At 51.9% G+C, this 25,454-nt stretch carries 20 protein-coding genes; 6 read left to right on the top strand and 14 right to left on the bottom strand.

The window, feature by feature from the left end; genetic code table 11:
* Positions 1 to 7 precede the first annotated feature (7 nt).
* Both D8U73_RS14830 and D8U73_RS14825 read right to left on the bottom strand, forming a co-directional pair.
* Positions 8 to 682 (bottom strand): DUF3313 domain-containing protein, encoded by a 675-nt coding sequence (locus D8U73_RS14830; protein WP_130904909.1) that lies wholly within the window; start codon positions 680 to 682, stop codon positions 8 to 10.
* Between the two features lie 99 nt (positions 683 to 781).
* The gene (locus tag D8U73_RS14825) at positions 782 to 2,440 is read right to left on the bottom strand and encodes an arylsulfatase (protein ID WP_130904908.1); all 1,659 of its coding nucleotides are present in this window, start codon (positions 2,438 to 2,440) and stop codon (positions 782 to 784) included.
* Between the two features lie 809 nt (positions 2,441 to 3,249).
* On the opposite strand from D8U73_RS14825, the gene D8U73_RS14820 reads away from it, so the two are divergent.
* Complete coding sequence (locus D8U73_RS14820; protein WP_130904907.1) at positions 3,250 to 4,170, top strand: M23 family metallopeptidase; 921 nt, start codon at positions 3,250 to 3,252, stop codon at positions 4,168 to 4,170.
* Positions 4,167 to 4,517: a polymer-forming cytoskeletal protein gene (locus D8U73_RS14815; protein ID WP_177434311.1), complete on the top strand. Its 351-nt coding sequence runs from the start codon at positions 4,167 to 4,169 to the stop codon at positions 4,515 to 4,517. The genes D8U73_RS14820 and D8U73_RS14815 overlap by 4 nt, the downstream gene beginning before the upstream one ends.
* 347 nt (positions 4,518 to 4,864) lie before the next feature.
* Here the strand turns inward: D8U73_RS14815 and D8U73_RS14810 are convergent, their stop codons facing one another.
* Positions 4,865 to 5,119, bottom strand: a complete 255-nt coding sequence (locus D8U73_RS14810) for a hypothetical protein (RefSeq protein WP_130904905.1) — start codon at positions 5,117 to 5,119, stop codon at positions 4,865 to 4,867.
* 57 nt (positions 5,120 to 5,176) lie between these two features.
* Positions 5,177 to 5,410 carry a hypothetical protein gene (locus tag D8U73_RS14805; protein WP_130904904.1) on the bottom strand — a complete coding sequence of 78 codons (234 nt, stop codon included), beginning with the start codon at positions 5,408 to 5,410 and terminating at the stop codon, positions 5,177 to 5,179.
* A gap of 213 nt (positions 5,411 to 5,623) precedes the next feature.
* Here D8U73_RS14805 and D8U73_RS14800 point away from each other — a divergent pair, with 213 nt between their 5' ends.
* Together D8U73_RS14800 and D8U73_RS14795 are read left to right on the top strand one after the other, a co-directional pair.
* Positions 5,624 to 5,839 carry a hypothetical protein gene (locus D8U73_RS14800; protein ID WP_130904903.1) on the top strand — a complete coding sequence of 72 codons (216 nt, stop codon included), beginning with the start codon at positions 5,624 to 5,626 and terminating at the stop codon, positions 5,837 to 5,839.
* A gap of 195 nt (positions 5,840 to 6,034) precedes the next feature.
* Positions 6,035 to 6,661 (top strand): DUF1120 domain-containing protein, encoded by a 627-nt coding sequence (locus tag D8U73_RS14795; protein ID WP_177434308.1) that lies wholly within the window; start codon positions 6,035 to 6,037, stop codon positions 6,659 to 6,661.
* A gap of 864 nt (positions 6,662 to 7,525) precedes the next feature.
* Here the strand turns inward: D8U73_RS14795 and D8U73_RS14790 are convergent.
* Positions 7,526 to 8,245 (bottom strand): hypothetical protein, encoded by a 720-nt coding sequence (locus D8U73_RS14790; RefSeq protein ID WP_130904901.1) that lies wholly within the window; start codon positions 8,243 to 8,245, stop codon positions 7,526 to 7,528.
* Positions 8,246 to 9,179: 934 nt separating this feature from the next.
* A complete protein-coding gene (locus D8U73_RS14785) occupies positions 9,180 to 9,668 on the bottom strand; it encodes a sn-glycerol-3-phosphate transporter (RefSeq protein ID WP_130904900.1) in 489 nt (162 codons plus the stop codon).
* A 1,732-nt stretch (positions 9,669 to 11,400) separates the two neighbouring features.
* Between D8U73_RS14785 and D8U73_RS14780 the strand changes: the two genes are divergently transcribed.
* Positions 11,401 to 12,099, top strand: a complete 699-nt coding sequence (locus D8U73_RS14780; protein WP_177434307.1) for a DUF1120 domain-containing protein — start codon at positions 11,401 to 11,403, stop codon at positions 12,097 to 12,099.
* An 880-nt stretch (positions 12,100 to 12,979) separates the two neighbouring features.
* Here D8U73_RS14780 and hdeA read toward each other — a convergent pair.
* Positions 12,980 to 13,288, bottom strand: coding sequence for an acid-activated periplasmic chaperone HdeA (gene hdeA / locus D8U73_RS14775; protein ID WP_130904898.1), 309 nt, complete (start codon positions 13,286 to 13,288; stop codon positions 12,980 to 12,982).
* An 845-nt stretch (positions 13,289 to 14,133) separates the two neighbouring features.
* Here hdeA and D8U73_RS14770 point away from each other — a divergent pair.
* Positions 14,134 to 14,958, top strand: coding sequence for a lipopolysaccharide biosynthesis protein (locus tag D8U73_RS14770; RefSeq protein ID WP_241668525.1), 825 nt, complete (start codon positions 14,134 to 14,136; stop codon positions 14,956 to 14,958).
* A gap of 612 nt (positions 14,959 to 15,570) precedes the next feature.
* On the opposite strand, the gene D8U73_RS14765 is transcribed toward D8U73_RS14770, so the two are convergent.
* From D8U73_RS14765 to D8U73_RS14735, 7 genes are all read right to left on the bottom strand, one after another.
* Positions 15,571 to 15,975, bottom strand: coding sequence for a hypothetical protein (locus D8U73_RS14765; protein ID WP_130904897.1), 405 nt, complete (start codon positions 15,973 to 15,975; stop codon positions 15,571 to 15,573).
* 251 nt (positions 15,976 to 16,226) lie between these two features.
* Positions 16,227 to 16,646 (bottom strand): hypothetical protein, encoded by a 420-nt coding sequence (locus D8U73_RS14760; protein WP_130904896.1) that lies wholly within the window; start codon positions 16,644 to 16,646, stop codon positions 16,227 to 16,229.
* Between the two features lie 102 nt (positions 16,647 to 16,748).
* The gene (locus D8U73_RS14755; RefSeq protein WP_130904895.1) at positions 16,749 to 18,695 is read right to left on the bottom strand and encodes an LTA synthase family protein; all 1,947 of its coding nucleotides are present in this window, start codon (positions 18,693 to 18,695) and stop codon (positions 16,749 to 16,751) included.
* Positions 18,696 to 19,211: 516 nt separating this feature from the next.
* A complete protein-coding gene (locus D8U73_RS14750) occupies positions 19,212 to 19,781 on the bottom strand; it encodes a hypothetical protein (RefSeq protein WP_130904894.1) in 570 nt (189 codons plus the stop codon).
* A 66-nt stretch (positions 19,782 to 19,847) separates the two neighbouring features.
* Complete coding sequence (locus D8U73_RS14745; protein WP_177435528.1) at positions 19,848 to 22,565, bottom strand: fimbria/pilus outer membrane usher protein; 2,718 nt, start codon at positions 22,563 to 22,565, stop codon at positions 19,848 to 19,850.
* A 357-nt stretch (positions 22,566 to 22,922) separates the two neighbouring features.
* Complete coding sequence (locus D8U73_RS14740; RefSeq protein WP_177434293.1) at positions 22,923 to 23,645, bottom strand: fimbria/pilus chaperone family protein; 723 nt, start codon at positions 23,643 to 23,645, stop codon at positions 22,923 to 22,925.
* Positions 23,646 to 24,972: 1,327 nt separating this feature from the next.
* Positions 24,973 to 25,454, bottom strand: a 482-nt coding sequence (locus D8U73_RS14735; RefSeq protein ID WP_177434291.1) for a hypothetical protein, incomplete at its 5' end; no start/stop codon positions are given.

The following is a 25,454-nucleotide window of genomic DNA, read 5'->3' as shown; positions in this document are numbered from 1 at the left end:
TCAGTTGTTATTTCAGGAACGTTTTCAGATCGCTCACCGTCTCGCTAATGGCTGCTTTGAAGTCATCAACGGTGATTTGTTGGGTGCTATTTTTCAGAGGCGTGCCAAATACCTTACGTACGACCTTGGCCAATGGCTTGCCCGTGGCCAGATCTATAAACTCCACCTCGATATACAGCTCAGTGTTTTGATCGCGGTAACCGGTGACGGCTTCTGTAGCACCGACCACGGCAGCGATCGGTACCACTTCATACCAACGCATGCCCTCATTGGTCGCAGCAACACCTGTCATGGCCGTGCGCATGAGCATGGCCTTTGCACCGAGTGGTACCGATTGAGTATCGGGAACGACGCGATAGGTCTGTTTGAGCACCTCTTTCACGCTGTCACTGCTGAATGATTGAATCTGCTGCAGCGTTTGCAGGTTGACCCGCTCAGTCGGCTTAATGGCTAAAAAGATTTGTAGACGGTCGAACACCACAGTGTCATAACCTGCCGGCTTGAAATCAGGCGAAACCCAGCGCAATACCGGGTGGCCGCTGGCCGACTTCACCGGCTGTAGATCGTCATAGTTGGTTAGAAAACCTGAAAACTGATCTCTTTCAGTTATTTTCGAAGTGCATCCTGTGACCAGCAAACTACTTACCAGCACACCGACAAACCATTGATAGGCAATCTTCATTTGATGCTCCCGGCAATAATTACTTCACGGGTTAACAGATATACGCCCACATCAAGTCGCGATGGCAGCCTCGCCGAGGCTGCCATTATCGTGGTTTGATTAATTGCCGGATGGCATTGGCAGGTTAATGCCGTCCTTTTTCAGAAGTTCACGGACCGATTGAAACTTCTGATACTGCGACAGTGTGATAGGGCCGTCATATCCCATGCTTTGCATTTTGCGCGGAGGATAATCCACGTAGGTTTTCATCAGTTTCATGATGGCGCTGGAGATCGGCACCATGGTCCAGGTGTGTTCGGTAAAATTATTCATAAAGATGTCATAACGCTCTTGCGGATCTTGCAGTAAGTCAAATACTTGCGGCACGATAGCTACGTATTTTTCCGCACCCTTCCATCCTAGGTTGGTGTCTACCGCCAACCCTCCGGTTTGTGCGCCATCGTCACCCCGCAAGTTGAACACCGCCTTGAAGTTGCCGACGCGAGCTGCGCCCGGTGACAGTTCGTTTTCGGTGAAATAAAACCACTCTTTACGCGGCGAAGGGCTCCGGCCAGTGAGCATCGGGAGCATGTCGTAACTGTCGAAAATAATCGGCTGACCTTCACGATCTTTTTCAGGCAATTTCACCCCGGCCACAGAAGCAAATGTTGCCATCAAATCCAGGCCGCCGAGGATTTCATGGTTTTTTGTATTGGGCTTAATTTTGCCTGGCCAGACAGCGATCGCCGGTACACGATTGCCCCCTTCACGAACCGTGCCCTTGGTGCCGCGAAATGGTGTGTAACCGGCGTCTGGATAAACGTCTTGCCAAGCGCCATTATCGGTGGTGTAAACCACCAAGGTATTTTTATCCAAACCCAGCGCTTTGAGCTTTTGCATGATGCGGCCAATGCGGGTGTCCAGTTCGACCACCGAATCGGCATATTTGGATTTGGAAATCGACTTGTGCACAAACTCCGGTGCTGGCAGGTTGGGCTGGTGCACCTTCATAAAATTGACGTTGATAAAAAACGGTTTGTTCGATTTGGCTGCTGTGTCGAGGAACTCCAAAGCGGCTTTTTCTACATAGTTGTCAAAGAAGGGAATGCCTACCACACCGGGCTTGCCATCGATCACCGGTTTGTCCACGTACTGGCCGTTGATCTTGAACTCTTCGATCGGTTTTTCACCTGCCTTGCCCGAGAGCGCGCCCTTGGTCACCCGTTGAAACATCGCCCGAGTTTCGGGATCCATGTCTGGGAACCATTCAGGATCAGCATAGGTGTAGGCATTGAGGTGATACAGGCCGACGTATTTCATAACGTCGTATCCCTGAGCGTTGGGTAGCGCGTAGTCGGCCTCGCCCAAATGCCACTTGCCAGTAAAGTAAGTGTCGTAGCCACCGGTTTTAAGCACTGAGCCGAGCGTCCATTCGGCCGCTGGCAACCCGCCGCCTTGCCCTTGGAAAGCCACGGTAGTCATACCGCTGCGATTGGGAATGCGCCCGGTCTGCATCGCCGCACGGCCTGGCGTGCAGCTGGGCTGGGCATAAAAGGAATAAAACGTGGTGCCATCCGCAGCCAATTGATCGATGCTGGGGGTAGGCATGCCTCGCCCGACGCCGCCTCCGTAAGGACCCAGATCGCCATAGCCAGTATCATCGGAGACGATGAACAGGATGTTCGTTTTTTCCGTCTGCGCGGCCTGAGCCCATCCAGTCAATGATAAAAGTGCAGCAAACACGATAGAAAGCTTAAAGCGATCCGATAACGATTCCATACCAGAGTTCCTCATTGTTTCATGGTGTTGGCAACCGAGTGATGAGTGCACAGCAACATTGACCCTTGGTGCATTGACCACCGCGTTATTAGCCTAGGCATGTGCAGGGAAGGAGTGCTGTAGGTAAAACCTGAATATTGCGCTCGCAAGTGCATGGTCAGGGCGCTGATGGAAAAACACGTCACTATCCGGTGCGCCGTATTGGCTACCGAAAAAAGCTGGACAAATATAAAGAGCGATTGCAAAAGAGCCTTTCCATCGCCCACAGACAGCGCTCACTCTCAGTGAAGGAGTGGTCGATTTTCGCTCGGCGCAGGCACACCGCTGCGCTCATCGGTTGTATTGCCTGTGAACAGCCTTTGGGGCTTGTCTAGATCATTGATGGTGACAAGGCCCCCCTCGCAATCTCTCGACAAGGCAAGGCAGTATTTCCCTACGCACTCTGAAGGATCCGATGATCCTTTCTGCGCGCCATGATCGCGATAATCGCCCCATCATCCAGCGTCGTCTTAAGACGTACGTCGCCGACGATTCATCCCGCAATGCGACCTGACAAGGCTCGAAAGGTGCTGCGCATAGCGCCCTCGGGGCTGTACCAATCGGATGCGCAAACATGTTGGCCCGTTGCCAGGCCCGCAAACCGCCCCTTCCCAGGAGTCAGCCCCGGAAGGCTTTCTGCGGTGGACTCAAGCTTCGCATGTACCTGCTTATGAGTCAGGCGCCAACCTACATACACGTGGCGATCTGTGTGAGAGTTCAATTCTTACTGACCAGGTCAGCTCTCGTTTTTACAGAGGCTGTCGGGCACGATGAAACATGAACTGGTGGTAACTTTTTCAACCCTTGGCGGCTCACGAGATATTGTCATTTCGTCAAAAGCCAAAATTGCCTTTTGCGTCACCTGCGTCGGGCTGGTGGGCGTCATCACGGTTATGGGCGTCGCTCTCGTATCGACCTTATCGGCATTAGCCGAAGCCAAGACCCAACTGTCGACCCTGCATAAAGAACCGGTAGTGCAGCAGCAGAAAAGCGACCTCATACCCCCTTTACAGACTGAAAGGGTCATCGCGTCGAATGCGGTGCAACCGCTACAAGTGCTGCGTATTAAGGTCGCTGAAAACAACATTTCGGCGCCTCGGCCTGTGAGCGCTCCTGCCCCGGCGGTGACCCCCGCACCCCGACAACCGGCAGAACGCACACTCCTGTTCAACTTAATCCCTAATGGTTCGCCCCTTAAAAAGGCGAGCCGGATCAGCTCTTACTTTGGTAGGCGCATGCACCCTATCTTGCACCGTATACGCAATCATCGAGGTATCGATTTCGGGGCAAGAACGGGGACACCCGTTTATGCGACAGCAAGCGGCATTGTTGGCGAAGCCAAGAAAAATAGCAGGGGTTATGGTCAACAGATTGTCGTTCAGCATGGCCTGGGATTTTCCAGTCGCTACGCTCACCTGAGTCACTTGTCTGTAAAGGCAGGTGATTATGTCGCCAAGGGAACTCTACTCGGGCAGAGCGGTAATTCGGGGCGTAGTACCGGCCCTCACTTGCACTACGAAGTTTTGTATCGAGGGAAAAACCTTGACCCACTCAATTTTGTCCGCTGGTCAAATACTAACTTCCAAGCCATTTTTACTGAAGAAAAGGGGGTCCCGTGGGCGTCTTTAATAAAACAAAGTCAATGGTCTCAAATAGCCAGCTTACCATTCTGGCCGAAGGTTGTTCAGTGAAGGGTGAGCTGTGTGTGACAGGAAATATATTGGTCGCGGGTTTTATGGAGGGCAAAATTGCCTGCCAGAACAGCATCTCCATTGGCATTTCCGGGGCTGTACGCGGCACGGTGCGAGGGCGGGAATTGGTCGTGTCAGGCATGATGGAAGGCGATGTCTATGCCGAGGTTGTGGAGATTCTGGCCGGCGGCCGAATCCAGGGGACTATTCAAGCCGAGCAACTAATTATTGAGCGTGGCGGCTTTTTTTCTGGCGCTTCTTCAGCTACCACAAAAAACCAGGAAAAAAGCATGGCACCATTGCCCGAGGTTAGCCAAGCGGTACTGTTGGAGACCGATAATCCTTAATGGCCGCGGCCGACGGGTGAAGGCGCGCCAGCTGTTACCGGCTTGGCGCTGCCTGGAGCCCTGCGGCGTAAAAGGCTGCTTTAGGAGTGAGCTCGCTCATGAGCACCGCAAGCGGTAGAGGAGGGAATGGAGCGACCAAGGCGAGTTCACATGTCTAGGCTAAGTATTGAGCGTCTCACCCTAACTTATGTTTACCATTGAGCGGAGTCAGTCAGAGCTCAGGTTGAGGATTGCCCCTAAACTTGAGGTAACGCGCAAACGGCTCGCGCTGTTCTGGCGCTCGATCGCTAATTCATTAACCAGACGAGTTCTTGAGTTAGCCCAATCAGGTCAGCATGTCGACTCCCTCACCTGGGCAGGTTGCTATTAGCCTCCACGATGCCATCTTCCCGTTCAGCTTCTTCGATCAACCGAGCGACACCCCGGCTCAGCGGCAGTAGCGATTCATCTAACATCGCCAGTGCCTCCTGCACGTTTTTGCTTACTTCTAAAGAGCCGCGTTGCGCTACCCACTTGTTCAACTCGGCGATGGCTGCGGCTAAAGCCCATTGGTTTCGACCCTGCAAAATCAGCAAGTCGGCGATTAAGGTCAATTTATTCATGACATCCTCCGGCAGCGGAAGGTAATTCCGTATAATTACCTAAAGGGAAAAAACCCGTCAGAGTTGATACTCATCGAATACCTCAACCCATTCGCGATAGTGCTCATGAAGCATCGATTGTGCGGGCTGCGTATTAACCATGAGCCTGTGGTCGTTAGAGGGCCAAGAAGCCAAATATGCTTCCAACCATTGCATCAACGCTAAGCGAGAGTAGGGACAAGGCATCCATGCGTCCAAGGCACCAGCGAGACGTTCGATCTCTACAGGAGCGATCCAGGGTGCCGAGGTCATGGGCAGGCTCCTTGCTTCATACCAGCAGAACGAAGATCGAATGAAATGGCCGGGGCCCGTTCACGGCTTACATATCAAGATACTTCACGCTTATACACGGCTCTGGAGTCGAACCAGAACCGAGGAAGCATCACGCCGCCACTGCAGCACTCCTTATGTCGATCGTCCACTCAGGGCGCTGGATGCCTTTTGACTGGGGGGAGTGTTCGCGAGATGGCTTTGATGGTAGTGATGGTCGCCACTATCGCTCTGTCAGTATTCCTTGATTATGCCGTAGGAAAAATCTGCCTGATCTGCCGCTATGCCTCGCAGGCAGGCGATAGCATCAACCCAGAAAAGGCTTCCCGGACAATGCACCACCATCGTTTTTTATCAGTGCGCCGACTTGATGAAGCGCATCCATGGCTCAACAAACGCAGTTTTAGATAGTGCAAGTTTAAGGGTTCCCTTACAGCGAAGAGGGCGTGACAAGCGCTCAATAGGTAATGCCAGCACAGAATCACTACTGTGCTTGAATGTTCCAGTAGCCTGACACCGAAGTTAGGGCATTAGGGTGAAAAGCACGGTTTACAAAGGAATAAATTAATAGGTAACGGTCAAGCTTTAAATATCGAGGGAATGGCGATGAAAAAATGTTCCTTGCTGCTGATTCTATTAACGACACAGACTGCCATGGCCGCAACCTCAACGAATCTAGCGGTGACGGGGCTCATTGAGCCGCCGTCATGCGACATTGCCGTAGGGGCAAGCGACTTTGATGTTGGCGACATTTCCGTAGGCATGTTAAGCCGGAATGCAGAAGTGCGATTGCCCGATCAGACTACACCGCTCACGATTGTTTGTGCAGGCCCCACGCTAGTTGGTATCAGAGGGACTGATAATCGGGCTGGAACCGCTTCCTCGGTTAAAGATGTTCGTTTCGGATTGGGCCTTGACATCTCGGGTAATAAAATTGGCTGGTACGAGTTTGAGGTGCCTGTTAGCGGCCTCGCCATCGATGGTCAGGCAGGCTTTGTCGCCTCTAGCGATACCAATGGCACTACGTGGGCTAGCCCATTTCCTCGCTACGTAGGAACTCAAGCCAACTACATCCTCTCATTCAGTACAGTATCGTCGTCAGCCCCCAGCCCTTTCAGCACGATGAGCGGCACGATGAGATTGGCGACGGCTATTGCGCCATACTCGACACTGAATACCAGTGCCGAAATACACCTGGATGGCTCGGCTACGCTGACATTGATATACCTTTGACCTCATAGCGAATGCTAACGAGCAAGCGCGAATATGCTTTTGGGCTCGAGGCGGCTTGGCTTGCTCTATTAAACTTTGACCATGAACCTGAGCCGCACTTAGGATGTGGCGCGGCACTGCCAAATACTGTCGTTAACGCTGGAGGCGTTTAAGCACAAAGCCGACCATCTTCTTCGCGGCGCGCGATATCGCTGTCAGGAAGTGAGCTTAAATAGGTGGGCGCACAGGAAGTCGCCTGATTTGTTGTGCCCCCGGTCGGGCTGCTAGTTGCTTCAGGTTTCCCCTGTGACCCGCTGATAGTGTATGAAGTAAGTCTCACGCACCGCAAGTGTTTATTTGCCAAGTGTGGTGAATAGTTTTTCTCTGTCTAAAAATCAGATCCAAACTTAGTCATACAACTTGCAATCCCTTGGAACCAGCTTAAATAGCGTCATACGCCGAAGCCAGGATAATAAATCCTTAAAGAAAAGCTTCACTTCCCTGCAACCCCCAATGGGTTGCATCGCTCAAGAAGTAATCCTGGCGTCTAAAACTCTGAACGTCAGATTGAATGCTAGAGCGATGCTGCGCCCCGCTGCATACGCCACGCGCCTCGATGTATCAGGCGCTGGTAAGACGCGAGTCGTGGCGCACATAGTTAACGACCATGTATTTTATACTCGCTAATACGTCGCTCACTGCCCGCTGTCCATTTACATCACATACCGGCAGGACAGCTGGGCGGCATCTCCTTTAACGGCGAGGCTTCGCGGTGGCGAAGCGCATGTCGATTGCTTAACAGGCCCGACGTAGGCCGCTTTAGATCGTTGGCGATCGGAGACGGCAAATACTTCAAGCCCCCCTCACGCCTGGATCGTCCACGGTTTATTCACCCAGCGTTACTTCTCGGCCATCCGCAAAACGATAAGTGCGTGGCTGCCATCCAAAAACAAGTTTAGAAGCGTCAGCGTCCTTCAAGACCTTGTCACCCTCCACCTGGGCGTTGTAATCCAGGCGCCAGACTTGGTTAAGAACCTCTCCAGGCGGCACGGCGCTATCGGTCGAAACAAAGGCATGTTTCAGGTCTGTGCCGGCCTGATCGCGAATAAGAATGTCACCGGTAATGCCAACAATCTTTGTCTTGCTGTTATTGGCAAAGGTCATCCCGATGTTAAAGTGACCTTGTTTTTTTTCTTCAACATACTCAAATGACTCCACAGCTGGTGAGAGCGCGGTCTGCATTTCCTCGAGCACCTTAGCGTTGACGGCATCGGCTTTTTGTTGCATATCGGCATCAACCTTTGCTTTTAATGCAGCGGCGGCCTGCTGCTCTTCCTGCACACTGTTCCATTGCGCTTGGTTTTCAATAGCCTGGCCGATGCTAATAGATTCCGGTACTGCGCCTCCTGTAGCGCGAATCTCTTCAGCTCGCAGCAGATATTCACCGATTAGTTTTCTGTCCGGGTCGGTTAACTGTTGGATATTTCGTTGAAGCTGCGGGTCTTGTTTCCAGTCCCCGGTTCGTGAAAGTTTATAATCCTTCGGATCTGAGCACGCGGCGAGCAATAGGCAAACTGCCACGGTGCCAAGTAGTTTAAATTGCATTGATATCCCCTACGCTCATGTGGGCGGACGCGGAACTGCGAACGCGAGAGGCCTCAATTTGCAGTTTTGCACGCAATGTTGTCTGTAGGGTTTTCCCGATTTGAGGTGGCGGAGCGGGAGGGGCTTGCATGAAGAGTGCACAGCCAGACACAAAAGCGTTTGGTTAGCCCCTTCTGCGGGCGACCCGATGATATTCGGGTTGTCTCGTTAGTCAGCCTGCCATCCCTTAATCGTTCAGGTCTGCGCAAAGACTTCAAAGTGAGCAGGAATTCCAGCAGTGCGCCGTAGGATATCCCTTCAAGAAATAGCTAATCCCGCCGTTATGGTTAATGTGCTTGGCCTTTCTGGCCACGCCTCTACTGGCGAGGTTTACCCCGATGAAATATGGATGTTTGTACTCTTGCCTGTTCTTGCTCAGTCCACTCGTTTATGCACTCGAGCCCACCAATGCAGGCGCCATTCGTTTTGAAGGGCTTGTGACAGACCCATCGTGTCAGATCACGCCGGCCGCGCTTCAGGCAGATGGGCGAAAACCTTATATAGCCGTTCAATTATTGGAGTGTCGCACGTCGGTCCAGGCCTCGTTAGGAACCTCCGTGAATGCAACGGGTTATCTGAAAAACCACGTGCTCCGAGCAGACAGGCTCACCAACTTGCCACATCCGCAGGTCGCTGGTGAAAGCATGATGCTGACCCTGGATTATTTTTGAGGTTTTAGCAGGCAAAGTCACGGGATGCCAGCCACGCCAATCGGCGTGATTGCGCGCACGTTTCGGCCATTGGGAAGGGGGAGGCGGCCTCTGAAAGGCGGTCAGGTAAAGTTCAACGTCTCCAGGAAACTGCTGCGAGCGCTTGTCGCTCAAGGGCGATTGCTCATTACCCCGGGAGCAGAAATTGCATTACTGCTCCCCCATGACATCGGTTAATTCTACTGCTAAAGACGGACGCCGGCGGTAATCATGGCCGCACTGGTGCCCAGCAATACGAGCTCGGTGGCTACTGAGCCGAAATGCGCTCCTAACGATGGAATAATCGCCGGCGCGACACCAAAACGGTTCAACGGAATCTTATCTTTGTAGTCGCCGTGGTACCCTTGAATCAACCCACCGCTTAATTTCAAGTACACCGGATAGGTGGGATTATCAAAACGCTTTCCAGCATACAAGTAGAACGACCGTTGACTGAATGAATTTTTGAACGTGGACGCCCCGAACAATAGGCCGGAGTCTTCGTTGCGCTCCAGCCCCAACAATTCCTGGGTGTTATTATGATCGGGATCTGCGGAATAGTGACGGGTGTAAAGACTGGTTTGTAGGTACCAAAAACCCTTGCTTTGTTGTTGCAACGGCTCCTGCGCAAACGCCGGCAGATATAGCCCGCAAAGCAATAGACCCCAAACCTGTCGCCGATAAATTTTAGACATTTTTCGAATCACTCTGCAGGCATGCACCCACGCTTAAAAAGGATTTCATAGGTGAGCGTGCAATGAAAATATTAGGGACGACGCCTGGCGTCTCGCCGAAAATTTTAAGCAGAATGCTGCCGACGCCCAAAAACAATAATCATCAATTTGCGGCATTAATTATCAAACGCCACTCAGGGTTTCCTGTCGGTGTGTTAGAGCTGTCCTGCTATCTAAAAATGCGCACGCTCGTCGTCCAGCTGGACGTCGCTGGAAGCAGATGGCCGCGAGTTTATAATTGCCGTGAGCCCGCAGACCCGGACGGTCTATCGGGCTCATCCCCGGAATACGACGCTCCAGCTGGAGCGTCGGCGCCACTCCTAATATGTAAGCTTGGTTGATTACATCACCTCCGCTCACCCACCGACACGTTACCAACGTGTCAACGGTTTCGGCGGGGGTCCTGTCCGCCGTTTCCGAGTCATAGCGTTTAGCAGGGCAAGTGCCTGCTTGGTGTCAAGCCAATCCAACTCCGACAATGCATCGCAAGAAGATGAACGAACCACCTTGCGGTCAGAGTCACTCCGCGTTTGCGGCGCAGCCTGGCTGTCAGCCGCGCCTGTTTTATCATCGATGGTCACTGGCTCGATCTCTCAACGTGGACATGGCTTCAAAATGCATCCGAAAACCGATAGCGCATGTCATCGCAAGCACATCAGCAAAACTCGGCTCAGTAGACATCGAGAGCCTACGTAAAAGATTTGCGCGTCGATTGCTGGGGGGGCTGGCGGGCTGCGTTAAATCTTTGCACCGAGCAAGGTGACTCAATACACTATGCAAAAGGCCCGGATCATTTGCACGAAGGCAGTTTTGTAAATGTATCGCCAGCTCTTCATCTGAAATGACCCGAGGGATTGGACTGGCTTCAACTTCCCCAATTTCTTGTATTTGATTCATAGCGACCTCCTAAGAAGCGCGAACACCTAAGGAGCTGGCTTTTCGCGCATTTCCGATGTAGACCATCAATCAAAAACTCGATGCTTCCAACGAACTCTTTAGCGTTTGCTACACTTTCTCCCAGCCTAAGAATCTATACGCCACCCATGCCTGTCATTCGACAGTACACCGGCTCCGAATATCATCTTCTCAAGTTAACCCGCCCCAGGCCGACGCTTTGAGAACGGGGCGTTTGATAGCAATTTCAATGCTTGGTTGTTTTTCGTCTGTAGGGAATTCCTTCTTTCTTGTGGCGACAGCAGGAAGGATAAGTGCGGTAGATCATTGCACAGGAAAAAACAAGGCAACCGAATAGTCCAACGCGATGCAGCTGGTATCCAAATTACTGGAGGTCAGCAGCACTGCAGTGCTATCGAGCAGAACCAGCGTGCTTATCGAGCCCTATGCTATGTTCCAAACTCTTGAGCAGTCTTGTTCTAAGCCTGAGCGCTATTTAAAAGCGCTCAATGAGGCGAGCATCTTGTCGACACGTTGATGGAGGTGATGGAAACCGTCGAAGGATTCGCAGAGTTTGCAGGTTTTCCCTACAGTCGCCTCCTCGAATGTTGACATTAAATACGCCTAGACAAGGCCCGGCGAATTGTCCTATGCCAAAATTAGTCATCCTCGATGAATGTTAGAGTTTCCTATCGCCATACTGTCGCGCTGCAATGGCTTGCATCGCCATCAGCCAGATACCGCCCTCGGTATGAATGTGAGTGCGTGTAATTTTCCTTTTGAGTCCCTGGAGCAAACAATGAAAATCTCGCCCAGTCTCACTCTCGCCGCGGTTTTTTTTGCTCCTTTTTCCGTCATATCTCAAGCGGCTCAAATTGTTGATCTAACCCTAATTGGCCAGTTGGTACCTGTTGCATGTGATATCAACCTGGTGGGTGGAGCGGAGGTTAACTACAACGTGATTCCTATGTCCTCGCTCAGCAGCACCAAAGCCACCCCCATCACCCCCAATATGGGCGGATCGGACCCGATAAAAACCATGACGGTAATCTGTGATGCGCCGGCGCAGTTTGCGGTCAAGCTTTTGGATAACCGCGCCTCGTCGGTTAACCCTCTTGTGCTTACAGGCGGCCTTCCCGCCGGCACCTCAGCCGACCAACTCTTTGGTCTGGGCCAAGATTCCACATCCACCAACATTGGTGCTTATATCGTAACGGCCAGAAGCGCCGACCTTAGCGTGGATGGCGCAGCAGGTAAGATGATCGTGAGCTCGGATGCCGGTACCTCTTGGGTCGACTCAACCGCAGGCCAACTGCTCAACACGAGCGCGTGGCGTATGTCCTGGACGCCAGCGGGAGCCCCCTCAGCGCCCGCGCCGGTGGCGACTGTGAGCCAGGGGCTGGGTATTTCAGCGGGCATTATTCCAACTGCCACCCTCAATACCGGCAACGCAATTCCTCTCAATGGCTTGCTGACCTTGGAAGTGATTTACCTCTAAGGCAGCTCGAGTTGACGACACTCAGGATTTCCTGACAGTAACTGCGCAACATTTACGCTCTAATGCGTTGGAGGTTGCTGGTAATGCAACGCCCTCACAAGTCCCCCCTCCCCAGTGGGGGCGCCAGCAACCTCATTAGACAACCCGGCGCACTGACGCTTAGGTCCGACATCCCAACGGCATAACCCATTGAGCGCCTGCCCCATGGTGACCAAACGCAATATCGCAGTCGTGGCTGCCTCGCCTAATATTTAACCCAGCCTTGCGCTGCCCAGCTAAGAATTATGATTGCCAGCAAAACCGCACACCCTGGTATTCAGCTGGTTTTTCTCATCCCTTAGGTTTATATCCTGCCGCGCCTAAATAGCGCGTATCGGTCAACTACACCTAAGCGCACAACGGTTGAAACTGAAGGATTATCCTACATAAAGAAACTGGTTTCTGGTATTTAATGTTAATCAGAGGCGGATTGGCAGAGCGCTATGAACGGAAGCGCTTCATGGGGATGATGCTGCCTGCAGTACTGCCAATTCGTCTCGCTTCTTGGCACCACCGGTTCGCTCAAGACGGTTCGAGCTCGATAACATCCTTGCACATCCGCAGCGCTGAAAATTAGCCTACTTACGGATGTATCCTCTTTGGATAACGGTCTTCCTCCTGCCCAGTATCAAACAGCCAAAAATCTCAGCCTGAATTTAAGTGAATTCAGGCGTCACTGCGAATGTCGACTGGTGAACAGGTCATTAGCGTATTCCGACTAGTTAAATCGATAGAAGCGTTGGGCATTGGTAAAATAGGCAGCTTGAGTAAAATGCCAAATCGGCCTGAAGAAATAGCATGAGCCGCGAACGACCGTATTTCTCCAGGCCTGCTCACTGCATTAGGGCTGTTTGCCCTTTGTCGATTTGATGGTGTTTACGAAAGAAGCCTGCGGGTTCTCAGTGCACGCGTCGACAACTCGCGGGGTTTGTGTAAGCGTGCCATCGACGTCCATGACGGCATCAACAGGCGTACCCGACTTAGTAAAACCCTCAACAAAAAAGACCGCACTGGGCTGATATTCTTCATCCATCTCCAAGAAGTCTGAACATGTCCACTTATCCACTGGAGTTTTGGGTGCCTTCGCCGCCAAAACACTGGAGCTAACCAGAATCGCTAGAGTCGCAATAAACGCTTGCTTGGCTTGCATTTTATGACCTCGGGATTAGGGAGTGATATTGATAAGTGCACGCCTGTACCAGGCGCTCACTCACATTAATATAGGTGAGTAATGACCATTGCGCGCAGCGAGACGGGCCATTTTATGCACTTTCCGCGAAATAATTCGTAATTGAAGCAGGTGGCAAATAATCCGAAAACATACAGTTGTTTTTGCGGCTTTCCCTACAGGTATTGGGTGTGATTTTTGATAACGCGCACCACCTTATTTTTGGGAGGTAATCACCCACAACTTCGTATTGCCGCGGCCGATACAAGTTGAACTATCCTAATTAACTGGTCGGAAAGTAGTTTAGAGCTCCTCATTAGTTTAAAAAGCTGACGCGCTGACCAAGAGCCCGACCAGGTACTCACCGTATTGACGGGATCCTGATCCTGCTTCATGCAGGAGGAATGAATGCGACGATCAATAAATCTGCCTGACCCAAACCCAGTGCCTGCGCTCTGGGCGCAGCACTGGAGATGGTCGATGTTGATACACCCCTCGATGAAACCACATAGCTAAACAGCTAAGCGCGATACACAGTTTGGTGCCTGCCGACCAGGTGTACTCGACCACGGCTAGCACGAGGCTCTGGGCGGGTCATGCTTTTTCGCGCATCCGGCTAAAGCTCTCTTACATTTGAGCCCGCACAAGCACTATGAAGGTTTTCCCTACAGACCCCTTGCAAAAACGCATGAACAATCAATGCGAAATTGGAAGTGTATAGGCGTGCAGTAGCCAGGATGAAAAATTGAGAATCGCCAATACCGTCCTCGTGCGCAATGACTGCTTGTTCAGCATAGCTTTCTGAACATGAAAAAGAGGGTACCTATATGTTGCTTGTCGACAGCGGTGATGTGATTAGTGACAACGCTCCTTTTGAAGAAGGAAGCGCCGACCGCCATCTGGACGCGCTAAACATACATAGTTTTGACGATTGCCGAAATATTGGAAGCGGACCGATTTTTATCATTGCTTCCGGGCCCTCCGCTAAAAATTTCCCGATTGAACAATTTTCACACATCCCCATGATCACCGTGAATGGCGCGATTTCTGCCTTTTTGGGCACTGTGGTTCGCCCATATTTTTATGTCTGCTCAGATAAGAAATTTTCCACTCAACAGCCAGCGCTGTTTAATATTGCGATGCGCTTGAGTCAGCGGACAGCGTTATGGCAAGAACATGTCGAGGGTGAGTACATTCAACCGAGGGGTGAGCTTTATTTTTTATCCAAACCTGGAAAATCATCACTTCGAAACTATATATTTCGCAACAAGGATTTGGTCAGGAACTACTCGCTACTAAGCGCCCGAAAAAATTCTCTGGGATTCAGTAAAAATATGAGCGCTGGTTTTTTTGATGCGAGAACCGTTGCCTATGTAGCGCTTCAGCTTTGCTATCATCTTGGATTTAATGAGGTGTACTTAGTGGGCGTAGATCTTGATCAGCAGTCCGGGCGCTTTTATGAGCACACCAACTCATTTGTTTCGCCTTGTGATATCCAGCGACACCTCCAATCCAGGATTTTACCTTCGCTACGCTTCATGGCAAAAAAAATCATCAGCAAAAACTTCAAAGTCTACAATCTTTCCCGCAGCTCGTGCATTTCAAGCGACATCATACCTTATAAAGATATCGCAACGATTAGAGCTCGCTGATGTCACGGCCAAGCAATGCCGCTAGCAGTTTACAGTTCGTTACCCGTTTTGATCCTATCAGAGTAGGAACTATGGAACAGGACCTGAATAAACACCTGAACGAGTTATTAAGGTCGCTGTTATGGTCAGGTATTGTTCTGACGGTTTCAGCAATGGCCGGACTCGTTTGGATTTGCGTATGAGGCTTTTGCCATGCTGCAGGACTGTCTGCGAGTTAACCGCCCCTTGTCATGTCGCAAATGTGGCTGGCTCCCGCTCGAAAGGGGGCAAGATTTATTTCGAGTGCGCAGCAGGATTTTTTGCTTGGCCAAATTTCAGCCAGAGTTCAATCGCCCTGTGTTAGTCGCGGCTACTTCAGAAGGCCAACACGGTAGCGCCGTTTGGCCGGGATTTATTAGGGGGCGTTCAATGCTGGAACTTGCAGTTTGTTGGGGTGGAGTTGCTATCACTGCTATCGGCTTCTGCGCCTATTCAAATGGCCATACCTCGCTCGGCTCGACGCTGTGGATCATTTCCGCTGATCTGTACATGGCCCTGGAGCTGTTCCAAAACTGGGCTAGATCGTAGGCTGTTGTTCCGCCGCGCATTCAAATCTCTATGCGCTCGGCCCAGCTACTCGGGGGCTTGAAAGTGCAGCTCAAACACCTGCCACGAAAAACAGGTCTCCGTTGTCTGTCGAACAGGTGTCGCTTCTTCATCGGTTAGCAATATTTGATCCAGCTCATCGCGAAGAAGGAGGAAGACATCACTGCTTTTGTTTGAACGAACAGTCTCCAGTGTCCAATGATGCTTGTTCACCAAATACAGGTTGAGTAACTCTCGATAAGGTAGGGGGTTGTCTTGCTCCCAGATCGAGTGCTGCCCCCTGAGGCGCTCGGCAAAACATATTAATTTATATTCGCCCAGGGCGAGTTGCGCAGCCTTAGGATAAACGCCGTCACGCCGCAAACTGGGGTCCTTATCGAGACGATATTGATGTTTGGTAATAAGCTTGGTCCACACCGAGCGATAGTTCATTTGCACACACCCCGGACTGACGTGATGGGGAACTCATCGATATCATGGGCGCTCACCAGCGAGCATCAAAAACCTCTTAAGGCCCGGTTATGCTGCAGCGATTCGGGTTCGACCATCGCGCGGCAACTAGAAGCGTCTATGACAACGCTTACGGACTCAATTCTCCTAAGCGCTCGAGAGGCCCTGTTTATGGCGGAGCCTGACCTTCGGTGCGCTTTCTCTCTACTTCATCGCGGCGCAATTTCAAACCTTTAGGCAATTTTCTGCTTCGGATCACGCTCGTCAAAATGCAGCGCAAAAGCCCCTCGCTGCTCGTGATTTTTCACCTGTAAACGAACAGGGTAAGCTTCCACTCGATCCAGCTTGAGGTGAGCAATCTCCTCGCGAAGCAACAGCAGATAATCTTTTTCGTGCCGGAAGGTACGCGCATAATTCAGCGTCCAGTGATGCTTGTTGATCAGATAGAGCTGCAAGGCTTCCAACGGTTTTAGCGGCTCCCAGGGCGCGAGGAAATTATTACCGAGGCGTTGAGCGAAACATTTGAGCTTGTAGGGACCTAACGCCAATAAGGCGGCACTGACTTCGAAATTGATGTCCATGCTGTGCGAGGCTCGATGAAGAATATCGATGTGTTTTTTATAGAGTGCCGACCATTCTTGTTGATAGTCCATTTATATCGCCTCCTTGGGCCGTGATGGTGTGGAACCGATGGGTACGTTGGACCAAGCCAACAATCTGGTCCTTGTTTGAATGCCACGTCCCATCCATCTCTATTAACGCTCGCTGACCTGCTCAGCCCCTTGGGATGCCCGCCAACTCAGCAACTGTTGCTTAAAGCCATAACTGGCAGTTTGGTAATAGGTAATGGCGCGGCTGATTAAAGGATCACTGACAATGGCTTGGGACTCGTGACTTTCGGTCAGCGCGGCATCGTGTCGGCGTAGTCCGTGGCGGGGGCTGAGAATGGCCAGATCCTGGCCATCAAACAGGCCCAAATGCTGGTAGTTGCCCACCAATACTCGCGGCGGCAACGGATTGTCTTGCAGCAGATTACGCCCGAAAAACGTAGACACATAATCCAGGTTCAGTAACCCCAGCAGCGTCGGGGCGAGATCAATCTGGCTTGCCAATTGAGGTGTTTCTCGGGCTTCAATCAGCTTCGGGGCATAGATGAAGAGGGGAATGTGATAGTTGCTAATCGGCAAATCTTCTTTACCGGCACTACCGGCCGTATGGTCCGCGACAAAAACGAAAATTGTATTGTCGAACCAAGGCTTTTTACGTGCCTGCTGCAGAAACTGGCCGATGGCGTAATCGGTATATTTCACCGCCCCATCACGACCATTACCAGACTTGATGTCGATGCGGTGGTCGGGATAGGTATAAGGGCGGTGATTGGACGTTGTCATTAGTTGCAGCAGAAATGGTTGCTGCTTGGCATAGTCGGCATCAGCCAGGCTCAGCGCTTGCTGGTAGAGATCCTCGTCTGCCATGCCCCAGGCGTTCTTGAAGTGAATCTCAGACTCTTCAACATTGCTTTGATCAACCACGCGATATCCATTGCCACTGAAGAAAGCATTCATGTTGTCAAAGTAACCGCGTCCGCCATAAACAAATACGCTGTCATATCCCACAGCCTTGAGCTGCTGTCCCAAGCTAGCAAAGCCGCTCTCGCGCCCCACTCGTTTAACGATCGATCGACCCGGTGTGGGAGGGATCGCTAACGTAATGGCTTCCAGCCCGCGATCAGTGCGAGTGCCGGTAGCGTAGAAATTGCTGAAGTACAGGCTCTCTTTGCGCAGGGCGTCGAGGTTTGGCGTTAAGTTACGCTGGTCGCCGTTGCTGCCCATGTATTTGGCGCTGAAGCTTTCAATCGTAACCAGGATGATGTTGGGTTTACGTTCGACCCCAGGATTATCGATTGCTCGGCGAATATCCTGCGGATCCTCGCCGATGAAGCGAGCATTGGGCTCGCTTAGCTCGCTGCGAATCTGTTGCCCAACCACCTCAGGCGCTAGCGTGCTGTAAAACTGGGGATAATCCAGTTCGTTGTTGCGAAATGCGGCGAAGAATTGATACGGACCATTGCTTGCCAGTTCGTTGTGATAGGTATTGCCACCCTGGGCACGAGGGGCGGCCTGGCTGAGCAGTTGCGCGCTGGCTACGGCAGCGATCAGCAGTCCAAGCGTAATCCAAAGACGCCCACGCACAGTGGGCAAGGGGGCTTGCACGGCGGCGATGAATGGTTGGCGTAATGCGACACTCAAAATCACCGCCAACACCGCAAGAAGACTCAGCAGCGAGCCGATCGGATACGACTCGAACAGATTATTCAGCACCTCGTCGGAGTAAACCAAATAGTCGACGGCGATGAAATTGAAGCGCACCCCGAACTCATGCCAGAAGAGCCACTCAGCGATCGAAGTGAATAACATTGCGAACAGACTGCCCCCCAGCAGTGCCTGCAAAAACCACCGATGGCCACGACGTCGCCATAAGGCTGGAGGGCAAAGCACCAGATAAAGCCCCATTGGCAATGCCGCATAGGCGATGAAGCCCAAGTCGTAGAGCAAACCAATACCGAAGATCGCAAGCAATGCGCTCCCGGCCTCACTCCAGTGAGTCAGCACTAACCACAGGCGGGTCGCGAAAAAGATGCTCAGCCAAGCGCTGCTTACTAGCAACAAAAAACGCATTGGTGCTGTCTTGATATGCCCCACCGTTTTCTCCTTATGTTGTGTGAAGCTCCGTGACCGTGACGGCAGTGCGGAGCCTGGACCCAGGCAGCAGCCAATCTGCCAGCATGCACAAAGCAGCACTTATTAAACGTGGGAGTTCGGCAGGCGAATGTAGGGAAATACCCCAAAACAAGGCGAAAACGTTTAGCCATTGCAACTTGGTAACGCGTGAGGTCTAACAAAGCTCACGCAACTACCAAGCCGGTTAACGCCTTCCCACTAGCAACTGCAGCCTAAATATCGACGATCTTTGAATGAGGCGCGAAGAGCTAAGGAGGAGGGGTTAGGTTCTATTGCGGCGCGGATGAAGTTGTCGGTGAGTGATGAGGTGGGCTCATCCGCGCATCGACAATCAGCCCTATGCGCTACTCGACCCAAACGCTTATGGGAGCGGAGTGATACCGATGGTAGGTACAGTGTTGCAACAGACCATGCAGGTCTGGCTCGGCTGCCTTCCCCCAGCGCTTATCATTGAGATATCGGCTCGTACTTCACACCTTAAGGAACAGCTATACCGGTATCCAACTCGAAGAACGCCTGCCCCTGAAACGGTGTGACATCTCGAATCTTTAACTGATCACTTTTTAAGTAAGCATTGATTTCGACCCGAATCGAGAACGCCTGGCCTTCAAGGCGGGTGCCGTTCTGGGCCAGCGGCACCACGTAGTAGCCAGGAGCCATTTTCACGCTGCTGGTGCCATGATCCACCATCGCCGCGCCGCTTAACACGCGGCCCAGGTTTACCGGTCGACCATCTACCAAGGCATCCTTAGCGATTAAATTAAAACTTCCGTTTTCGCCCATTTTGAAACTTTCAGGATCGACTGCAGTACCTCGAAACAAGATCGCCATACGGGTGGGTTGCGGACACGTGACGTTCAGTTGAATGAAACGTTGACCGACTGACGCGCGGCCCGATTCGGAGGTGGTCGCCAACTCATAGGGATTGAATTGTCCAAAATCTTGCACCAACTGACTGCTTTGTAGCTGGCACTCCGAGGCGAAGACCGGCGAAAGCGAGCCCATCAGAACAATGAAATTCAGTGCCAGTAAAGGTCGACATTGCACGTTAAATACTCCATTAGACTGATCATCACGGACGCCTCAGGGTGATTCACCGGCTTCACCGAAAGGCTAGGGGCTGGCCGGTGAGGTTTTGGGCGAGGAGTGTGCGCGCTCTGGTGCGGTACACACGGCCGGTACCTGCTCGAATAAGCCTTCAGTATTATCCTGAGCTCCCAAATTGAAACTCAAGTAGCAATCCCCACCTCGCAAGCTGACGCGCAAGTCACTCTGGCTAGTGTCATTCAAATAAATCTTGCCTTCATCTAATACCACGGTGACAAATCGTTCAGCACCATCAAACACCGCTGCACCTTTAGGTAATGGCTTACCGTTGCTGTCGGTCACCGTTAGCAGTACGCGCCGTACCTTGGAAACATTAAATTTCAAGTAATTCACCGAGCCTCGACCTGCCGCCACACGCTTATAGCCATTATCAATATCGGCATTGCGCGGTAGGGTATAACTCACGACCTCGACTTGACTGTCGCTGAACGCCGGAAGTCGAGCTAACACTGCTTGGCCGCGACTGTCAGTCCAGACCGGACCACTGTTAGTGATCAGTTTGACGCCCGCTTCCTCGCCCGCCGAGACAATCCCGAAGGTGTCTTGAATTTGATAAGGTGAAGCGGTCAAACCATTGGCATGCAGCACCAAGGCGCCGCTGCCGCCGACGTTATAGTTATTGCTGTGAGCGCCATTATCGGTATAGCCCGCACTGACTTGTGCATAGCGTGGCAAGGCGGATACGTTGCCCCCCCAAGTCATCTCCCGATCACTGCCGCGACCTAGCTGCTGGCCCATTGTCAGGCTGTAATTGAGCATGTCGTTAACCGTCTCGCTGTAGGTGGTTCCTATCTGCTGCTGCTCGGCGCTGGTACGACTGGCGTAGGTGCGTAGGCTACGGCTTGCTCCTAAAGGAATGCTGAAACTCAGATAAGCAGAATTGGGAATATCTCCACTGATGTCATGCTGCACGCTGGCATTGATGGAAATGCCAGCAATCGTATGGCCCCAAGATAACGACAGGGTTCGGTCCCACGCATTATCGTTATTGAGCGACTGCATAAAATTCATGCCGAAACCGCCATAAGTTGGTGAGCTCCAACTCGCGCCGACATTGAATTGGGTGCGTTCATCGCCTGCAAAGTCTTCTTCCTCCTGGGCGGATTGCACCGCATCCATCAAAGAGCGATAGCCAGACGTTTGGCGGGTCATGGAGCCATTGACGGCGAATCTTTCGGTCAAGCGCGAACTGAGCGCCAAACTGCTTTCCACACCGCTTTTGCTTAATGTTTGAGCTTGCGATACGGTCGTGCTTAAGCTCAAGCGGGTGTCCTGAGTGAGCAAATGATCGGTGATTACACCGATGGAGTTATAGTCTTGGGCGATCATGACTCCAGCTGAGAGCTTGTCGCGAGCACTGAGTAACCAGTCATCGCCCGCCGACACGACCATCGGTTCCTCAAGCCCAGAGGTGTCATTGATATTGCGCACTTTGCCCACTGCTACCGATAAGCCATTGGTGGTTAATTCAACCTGGCGCAAAGACGCAGCGGGTAAACTGAAGGTGTTTTGCGAATTATCTGATTCAAATACCGTGACATCAACATTCGCGTTACTTCGTAGCAGAGGCACGTTGGTCAATTGAAAAGGGCCGGCGGGAACCACCGTAGAATAAATCAAGATGCCATCTTGCTTCACTTCCACCCGAGCTTGGGGGGTGGTCGCGATACCCTCAATGGTTACCCCACCTGATGCTTGAGCGCGTAACGCACTATCGGGCACGACTTGCACACCGGTAATGGACGCACCGGGCAACACCGGATTGAACAAATTGAGTTGTCCGACTTGAAGCACCGATTTGAAGGGCACGAAACTGTGTTCGGCGTAAGTGTACAGCTGATCGGTATTGCGCTTACCGTTTTGATCGGTGAAAGTTTGTCGGCTACGCACGCTCCAGTCGCCCAAGTTCAATCCGGCCTCGGTATTGATCGAGGTAAAGTCACTGGTGGTGCCAGAAAACTGCGATTGGGTTTTTAGAGCGTCGTAGTTGAGGATCGCTGCCATACCGCCGGAACTGTATCCCGAAAAATTTTGCTCCAATGGCTTGAGGGCATTCGAGGGAACGGCGAGACGAACTTCGTCTTTGTTCGGTCGCAAATCCACATCTGTTTGTGGGTATAACGCCATAAAATCGACACAAGGGCTTGCCCCAGAAGGACCTGGACTGCTCGAAGCTGTACTCTCAGGGGTGTCAGCCCAAGAAGAAAACTCTCCAGTGGAGGCCTCCAGCGCTGTATCTAGCGAAGCAACAAGCGTCGCTCCAGCATCTGCCGTGGGGAGTACCGCCGTTGCCTGGGGAGGGCGGTCAACGGTGCTTGGAAGAAGCGGTGCCCCATCTGATGGCAAAAGCAAGCCAGCCTTATCCGCGAGACGCTGGTCAAAACACAGTTGGCCTTGCGTATCAAAATGAACTGCAACCGAGCCGAGATTATCACCGTTCACAAACAGGGTGACTTTGTGCAGTCCCGGTAAAAAACGGGCTTTATCATTAAACATCGCGGCCAGCTTGGGGTCGATCCCGCGGCTGATCAGGGTATCAATGTCAAATACCACACCTGTATCGGAGGTTGGCACAGCCGTTTTGGTTGACTGGTGTTCAAACGTTGAGGTGACCGTTACCTCAGGGGATGTGGCCGATCCTGAGGGGGAAGACGCGTTGGGCACAACCTCGATGGCGCTGTTTGTTGGAGCTGCAGGCACCGTTCCCTCTGTACTCGTGGTCATTTTTGTCACGGCGAGGATTTCGGTTTGATTGGGGGGCGGCGTCACAGCCAAAACGTGCGAGCTCGAAGGGATGCGGGATAATCCCACATTGTCGGCGCTCGACGAGTCAGTTATGGCTCTGGGAGAAGCTAAGGTCGCCGCTGGCGATAGGGGCAATTCGGGGGCTAAAGACTCCTTCAGAGGCGAGCCATCAGGACGGGGAGCAGGAGCAGAACTTAAGCCCGGCTCGCCCATGGCCAATGAATTGGCGAGCATCAGCGGGATAAACAATCCAGGAACGATCGGATGGAACAACCGCGTAGCGCACATAGAAGTAGTCCATCACAGTGGGTTAATGGATACCACAGGGACGGTGGCTTACTGTGAGGTACAGGCACTCAACGGTGTGTCGAACTGATTTAAGGCATACCCATATACACTGGCAGGGTGAATGCGCATCGACGTCGCACCGGTAATTACACGGCCTATTTGGAACTCATGGTGCGTACTGGGCAAAATATAAGCTTTGCTAAATTTGACCTCTTCGGCTACTGGCTGCAGCGAACCAGAAAGGGCCAAGCGTACAACATAAGGACTGTCGTTAGTGACGTGTAACGTGTCACCACATAAAGACCACTTTAAAAACTTCCAGGGCGCCGCCTCTATTTTCAAACCCTTCGGTGAAATAATGACGGGCAGGTTCTGGCGAAAGGTGACGCCCACGCTGTTAGGTACTTTATATTGCACCGTGGGAATGCCTTCAAAGGTCACTCGCATCAAGCGCTGCACGGTGAATGGCTTTTTGTTTTGCAGGATAAACCGCACGGCTTGGCTGTCCCCGCCTTCGACGCGAGCAACGGGGGGCGACACGACAAGTAACAGCTCAGGGTCTTCTGGAATGGTTTCCAACGAGGTATACAGCAACGCGGCGTATTTATCGGTATTAGTCACATTCATGGTGGTTTCACCTTGGTCTTCGCTAATCAACACGACCGAAGAGGCAGGTTTCATACCCGAAGAAAACGAGGGGCCAGCAAATAACAAACCAAACATGAGTATTGCACACGCTGCATCAGTTTTATAGTTGGCACCCATCACCATAATAGAAGTCCTCACATGATAAAAATAAACACCTTGATATGATGTCGTGAGGTAAACCTGAAGGCGTACCCGAGACGTATTTGTCATTTATTGGCCCGGCGTAAGATTTAAACCTATGCCGTTATAAGTGCCCCGTTGTCACTTGTGTGATGCGTTATTCATCGAACAGCACTGGCTTAATCATCAGGGTCTGTCCATATCTCATTCATTGCCGCTACGCCTCAGGTTGCGTAAGGTTTTCCCTCTTTTAGAAATGCTGAATGGACATTTTGTTATGGAGGGCAGTAACAGAGAGTCTCAGAACAGCGACCCAATGCGGAGTACGACCTCATGAATACGCATCAAAGGCTGCTCAGACCATTGAGGAGCATTGTCTGAGAGATTATTTAGCCGGGAGGCGACGACGAACCTCTTCCGACTCCTTGTTAGGAGGGCTCATGGGTGGACGAAAACCGCTTTTGCGGCGCAGGACGGCAGTGACCGCTGGGAAAGCAGGTCATTGAACGACGCGGAGCGCGCCAATCGGCGAATGACCGCGTTAAGCCATAATAGTTTTATTTTTTGTAGGAAAAAGCTGACGAACGGCGCTATTTTTTGGGACGTACGTCCTTGTTCATTTGACTAAGTGACGCTTCTATAGGAGGGCAACAGGACAAACTTATCGAGGACGTACGATGAGTCAAAAAATAAAAATATTCAGAGGGAAGGCTTTGACCGCGCTCATCACCGAGAAGGAACTAGCGATGCAATTGGAAGCTTGTCTTCGCCGCAGTGATCCGCAGTTAATGAGCCGAGTGGCTCGATCCATCGTGCAGTCGCATTTTCCAGAAATATATGGAGAAGCGATTATGCAGAGACATGCCCCTAACCGCTTACGGCTTAAGCGCGTTGCATGGCGATACTCGCCGCGTCTCACTTTACGGGTTCCCCCGCAATTGAGGTGCGTGGCAATAGTCTGGGCTATTGGTGTGTCTGTCTGTTCCGCGAGTGGTCAGCATTTCGCCCCCCGAGTGGCGGAATACCGCTACCAAGCGTCATTGACGCCCGCGCCATGGGTGCCCGCTGTGCTTGATTCTAAATAATTTTAGGTTGCCTATCACGGCGTGTACGGAGCTTCACAAAACGTCGATTGGGTTGATGCGTATGTAAATGGCATCCCTAAAATCGGCGTTTTTCCGCTTCCACCAGTCCGCTGGTAGCACCCATGGCTCGGCCCGCGTCGAAAAAACAAGGTATCGAGTTGTTGTAAGTACAGCGGTCCCAATGGTGCCCATCAAATACAGCTCGCCTGGAGCCAGTTCCCCAGAGCGAGGACGACCTTGTTGGGTTACCGATTCTTATCCGATCTGATTTCTCGGATTTTCACTGGCTTCTCGCTAGCTAACGCTTCACCGTATACCTTGCGCAGCAAAGGACTGTTATCGATAAAATCAGCAGGATCGATATTTTTGCGCCGAGCAATCATTGCGGCATACACCAAGCGTTCACGCTCTCGGCTGAGCTGCTGATTAAGTGTTGCCACCTGAGCTTTCAGTGACTCGATCTGCTGATCTTTATCCCGTTCCTTCGCCGCTTTTAGCGAGCTGATTTGGTCGAAGGTTCGCTTACCTTGTGTATAGGCTTTGACGAGGTCCTTAACCCGCTGAAATTCTTGCTCAAATGCTTTGTTTCGCCATAACGTGACCCTTGACACGCCGAGCTGACTCGTGAAGTAAGTCCAGCAAAATTCAGTTGGTTCAATCATCTGGCGCTCGAAGTGATTGAGCAGCATAAACGCCTGCTTCCATTGCTCTTGCGTAGTGGCCATTC

It is taken from the genome of Pseudomonas sp. Sample_22, from assembly GCF_004307635.1.
GTDB lineage: Bacteria > Pseudomonadota > Gammaproteobacteria > Pseudomonadales > Pseudomonadaceae > Aquipseudomonas.
This window is presented reverse-complemented; position numbering and strand designations above follow the sequence as displayed.

Coding starts and splice junctions, on each gene's coding strand:
- D8U73_RS14830 (WP_130904909.1), bottom strand. CDS start 682: ATGAAGATTGCCTATCAATGGTTTGTCGGTGTGCTGGTAAGTAGTTTG.
- D8U73_RS14825 (WP_130904908.1), bottom strand. CDS start 2,440: ATGGAATCGTTATCGGATCGCTTTAAGCTTTCTATCGTGTTTGCTGCA.
- D8U73_RS14820 (WP_130904907.1), top strand. CDS start 3,250: ATGAAACATGAACTGGTGGTAACTTTTTCAACCCTTGGCGGCTCACGA.
- D8U73_RS14810 (WP_130904905.1), bottom strand. CDS start 5,119: ATGAATAAATTGACCTTAATCGCCGACTTGCTGATTTTGCAGGGTCGA.
- D8U73_RS14805 (WP_130904904.1), bottom strand. CDS start 5,410: ATGACCTCGGCACCCTGGATCGCTCCTGTAGAGATCGAACGTCTCGCT.
- D8U73_RS14800 (WP_130904903.1), top strand. CDS start 5,624: ATGGCTTTGATGGTAGTGATGGTCGCCACTATCGCTCTGTCAGTATTC.
- D8U73_RS14795 (WP_177434308.1), top strand. CDS start 6,035: ATGAAAAAATGTTCCTTGCTGCTGATTCTATTAACGACACAGACTGCC.
- D8U73_RS14790 (WP_130904901.1), bottom strand. CDS start 8,245: ATGCAATTTAAACTACTTGGCACCGTGGCAGTTTGCCTATTGCTCGCC.
- D8U73_RS14785 (WP_130904900.1), bottom strand. CDS start 9,668: ATGTCTAAAATTTATCGGCGACAGGTTTGGGGTCTATTGCTTTGCGGG.
- D8U73_RS14780 (WP_177434307.1), top strand. CDS start 11,401: ATGAAAATCTCGCCCAGTCTCACTCTCGCCGCGGTTTTTTTTGCTCCT.
- hdeA (WP_130904898.1), bottom strand. CDS start 13,288: ATGCAAGCCAAGCAAGCGTTTATTGCGACTCTAGCGATTCTGGTTAGC.
- D8U73_RS14770 (WP_241668525.1), top strand. CDS start 14,134: ATGTTGCTTGTCGACAGCGGTGATGTGATTAGTGACAACGCTCCTTTT.
- D8U73_RS14765 (WP_130904897.1), bottom strand. CDS start 15,975: ATGAACTATCGCTCGGTGTGGACCAAGCTTATTACCAAACATCAATAT.
- D8U73_RS14760 (WP_130904896.1), bottom strand. CDS start 16,646: ATGGACTATCAACAAGAATGGTCGGCACTCTATAAAAAACACATCGAT.
- D8U73_RS14745 (WP_177435528.1), bottom strand. CDS start 22,565: ATGACCACGAGTACAGAGGGAACGGTGCCTGCAGCTCCAACAAACAGC.
- D8U73_RS14740 (WP_177434293.1), bottom strand. CDS start 23,645: ATGGTGATGGGTGCCAACTATAAAACTGATGCAGCGTGTGCAATACTC.